Genomic DNA, 3793 nt, shown 5'->3' on the forward strand with positions numbered 1-3793 from the left:
GCGCCGATCCGCACGGGGCGGCGCATCGGTGCCGTGGCGCTCGGCATCGCCCTGGTGGTGCCGCTCGCCCTGCCCGCGCTCGACGGCGGGCTGCTGGACGGCACCGGGACCGGCGTCGGCACGGGCTCGGGCGGCGGCGGCACGATCTCCGCGGTGAACCCGCTGGTCTCGCTCCGCGACAGCCTGAACGTGGACGAGGACCGCGAGGTCATGTCGTACCGCACCAACTCCGAGGAGACAAAGGACCTCTATCTGCGGATCGTCGCGCTCGACGAGTTCGACGGCACGGCGTGGAAACCGGCCAAGCGGAGTGTCGAGGATGTACCGGAGTCGTTCCCGACGCCGCTGGGCCTCGGTGCCGACGTCCGACGCACCGAGATCCAGACGAGGATCTCCGCGGCCGACTGGTACGCGCAGGACTGGCTGCCCATGCCCTACGCCGCCAGCGCGGTGGGGATCAAGGGCAAGTGGCGGTACGAACCCGTGGGCCGCACGCTCGTCGGCGACCACGGGCAGACCACGCGAGGCTTGGAGTACACGGTCAAGAGCCTGATCGTGCAGCCCACCGCGGAGCAGCTCGCCAACGCGCCGGAGGCTCCTGCGGCGCTGAAGCGCGAGTTCACCGAGGTACCGGAGTCACTGCCTCCGGTGGTGGCGGAGACGGCACGGGAGCTCACGGCCGGCTTGGCCAACAACTACGAGCGTGCGGTGAAGCTCCAGGACTGGTTCGCCGTGGACGGCGGCTTCACGTACGACACGGAGGTGCAGGTCGGCACTGGGTCCCAGGCGATAGCGCGCTTCCTGAGGGAAAAGGAGGGCTTCTGCGTCCACTTCTCCTTCGCGATGGCCTCGATGGCCCGCACGCTGGGCATCCCGGCCCGCGTCGCGGTGGGCTTCACGCCGGGTTCGCCGCAGGCCGACGGCACGAACTCGGTGGGCCTGCGGGACGCGCACGCCTGGCCCGAGCTGTACTTCGAGGGCGTGGGCTGGACCCGCTTCGAGCCGACGCCCGGCCGGGGCACGGTTCCGGAGTACACCCGCACGGACACGCCGGGCAACACGCTCCCCAACCCGGACCTCCCCTCGCGCTCCTCGTCCTCGGCGCCGTCCGCCGAACCGTCGAGCAGCGAAAGCTGCACGGCGGCGGAGAAGAAGCTGGAGCAGCCCTGCGGCAGCGAGTCTCCGCAGGCGGCGTTCGGATCGACGGACGACGGACCGCCGTGGTTCGCGATCCTCGGGTTCACCCTGGCGGGGCTCGCCGTGCTCGCGGTGCCGCTGCTGCCGATGCTGTGGCGGATGCGGGCCAGGTTCGTGCGGCTCGGCTCGCGCGGACGCACCGAGGCGGATGCCGCGGCCGCCACTCTGGCGGCCTGGCAGGAGGTGACCGATACGGCATGGGACTTCGGTATCGCGCCGGACGACTCCCAGACGCCCCGCAAGGCGGCGGCACGGATCGTCCGCATCGGGCATCTCGAACCGGATGCCGCGGCCTGCGTACACCGGGTCGCCGACGCGGTGGAGCAGGTCCTGTACGCGCCACGTCCCCGGCCGACCGCCGGTCTCGCCGATGACGTACGCCGGATGACGGCGGGCCTGCACGCCACGGTCAGCCGCGGTACGCGCCTGCGCGCACTGCTCGCACCACGCTCGGCCGTACGGGTGGCGTGGGCGGCGTCCGAGGGCTGGATCGCGCTGAAGTCCCGGGCCACGGCCCGCTGGACGGCGCTCGTGCGCCGCCCGTCGGGACGCCCGTCGGGGCAGGGCAGCGGCTGAGGCCGTCCGGCTCGGAAAGCCGGAAGGGGGCCTACCCGGTTCGGGTAGGCCCCCTTCCGGCTTTCGCTGCGCGGCGTGCGGCTTCCGTTTCGCGTGCTCTTCGTTCTTTGCTGCCGCGTCGGCGGGACACGGCTTCGGATACGGCTCAGCCCGCCTCGTTCACCGTCTCCGCGAGCGGGGCCGGGGGCGGCGGGGCCCGGAGCGGCAGGATCGTGGACGGTGGAGCCGGGGTCAGGCTCTGGGTCCCGGCTGCGGCAGGGCACGCTGAAGGGGCGGCCACCCCAAGGTGGTCACCCCTTACGTGCGTACGTCTTCGGCCCGCGCCCGGAGGCTACTGGCCGCCTTCGTCACGGCGCTTCTGCCAGCGCTGTTCGATGCGATCCATCATGGAGCGCCGCTGCCGGCCCTGACGACGGGCCTGCGGAGCGCCCGGCGCACCCGCGGCGGGCTGTTCGCCCGGCTTGGGGGCCTTGCGCCAACCGGTTACGGCGAGCACCGCGCAGCCCAGCATGACGAGAAAACCCACCACGCTGACCCAAATCTGCTGTGCGACCATTCCGGCCATGAGGAGCGCGATACCTACGAGGAAGCCGGCGACCGCCTGGTAGACCCGTCGCCGGGTGTACGTACGCAGCCCGCTTCCCTCAAGCGCTGTCGCGAACTTGGGATCTTCGGCGTACAGCGCTCGCTCCATCTGCTCGAGCATTCGCTGCTCGTGCTCCGAGAGCGGCACGGCGTCCTCCTCATCGTGCAGTCGCCGGGGCGACCGGGGGTCCCCTTCAGGATAGGCAGGGAATCGCCCCCGTGAAACCCGCCCCTCTGCGCCAATTCGCCAACCGGAACCCGCCATGGCGTTCCGATCCACTGAGGCGTAGATTCCCCAGCGACCGGCCCGTCATGCCGGACGGTCTCCCTCGATCATACGGCTCCGAGCGCCCGATCGGGGGGCCTGTGGCGTACTCCATCTGCCGTCGCGCCCCTGATCAGCGGCGCGCCTCCACAGCTCCCTCACGGGAGGCGGCTCAGGTCTCGGTGGACTCGCGAGTCTCACCGAGCACATGGAGCTGCGTCGCCACGGAGTGGAAGGCGGCGAGTTCGGCCGCCGCGGCCTCCAGCTTGAGCAGGGCGTCCAGGGCCCCCGGTTCGGTGTCCACGAGGACGCCGGGTACCAGGTCCGCGAAGACCCGGACGCCGTGCACGGCACCGACGCGCAGGCCCGCGCCCTCGACCAGAGCGGTGAGCTGGTCGGCCGTGAAGCGCCGCGGTACGGGATCACCCTCGCCCCAGCGGCCGTCCGGGTCACCGAGGGCGTGCCGGGCCTCCGTGAAGTGGCCGGCGAGGGCGCGCGCGAGCACCGCGCCTCCGAGACCGGCGGCGAGCAGGCTGAGCACGCCCTCGGGACGCAGTGCCCCGACCGCGTTGCGGAGACCCTCGGCGGGGTCGTCCACGTACTCCAGAACGCCATGGCAGAGCACCGCGTCGTAGCCGCCGCGCTCGACGACGTCGAAGAGGCCGTGGGCGTCACCCTGGACTCCCTGGACGCGGTCGGCGACGCCGGCCTCGGCGGCCCGGCGCTCCAGCGCGAACAGCGCGTTCGGGCTGGGGTCCACGACGGTGACGCGATGGCCGAGGCGGGCGACGGGCACCGCGAAGTTGCCGCTGCCGCCTCCGGTGTCGAGGACGTCCAGCGACTCCCGGCCCGCGGCCTTGACCCGGCGGTCGAGGGCGTCCTTCAGAACGTCCCAGACCACGGCGGTACGGAGAGAGGCGCGGGGGCGTGAGGGGTCCGAGCGCGGCGCCGTCGGCTGAGGGCGGTGGTGGGAGACGGGCGGGCGCATCGGGTCCGACACGGCAGTTGACTCCTCGGCACGGCGCCGCCCTTGCGTACGGCGGAGCGATGGGGGATACCTCCCCCGCCCTGTCCGGCGCCGGGGAGATGCAGGCGCCTCCAACCCTATTGCCTCGCGCCCCGTCGTCGGCCCTCCGTCTCGCGCGCCGGACGCGGCCCGCCGCCGGCCCC

At 72.8% G+C, this 3793-nt stretch carries 3 protein-coding genes; 1 reads left to right on the forward strand and 2 read right to left on the reverse strand.

The features are described 5' to 3' along the window. The coding region (locus tag O3Q52_RS50345; RefSeq protein ID WP_269655124.1) for a DUF3488 and transglutaminase-like domain-containing protein at positions 1–1773 on the forward strand (1773 nt) is incomplete at its 5' end. A gap of 331 nt (positions 1774–2104) precedes the next feature. Here the strand turns inward: O3Q52_RS50345 and O3Q52_RS50350 are convergent. Then, a complete protein-coding gene (locus O3Q52_RS50350) occupies positions 2105–2506 on the reverse strand; it encodes a DUF3040 domain-containing protein (protein ID WP_189840297.1) in 402 nt (133 codons plus the stop codon). Between the two features lie 289 nt (positions 2507–2795). After that, positions 2796–3623 carry a bifunctional 2-polyprenyl-6-hydroxyphenol methylase/3-demethylubiquinol 3-O-methyltransferase UbiG gene (locus tag O3Q52_RS50355; protein ID WP_269655125.1) on the reverse strand — a complete coding sequence of 276 codons (828 nt, stop codon included), beginning with the start codon at positions 3621–3623 and terminating at the stop codon, positions 2796–2798. Positions 3624–3793: the final 170 nt, after the last annotated feature.

The organism is Streptomyces sp. ActVer (genome assembly GCF_027270795.1).
In the GTDB taxonomy this organism is placed as follows: Bacteria; Actinomycetota; Actinomycetes; order Streptomycetales; family Streptomycetaceae; genus Streptomyces; species Streptomyces umbrinus_A.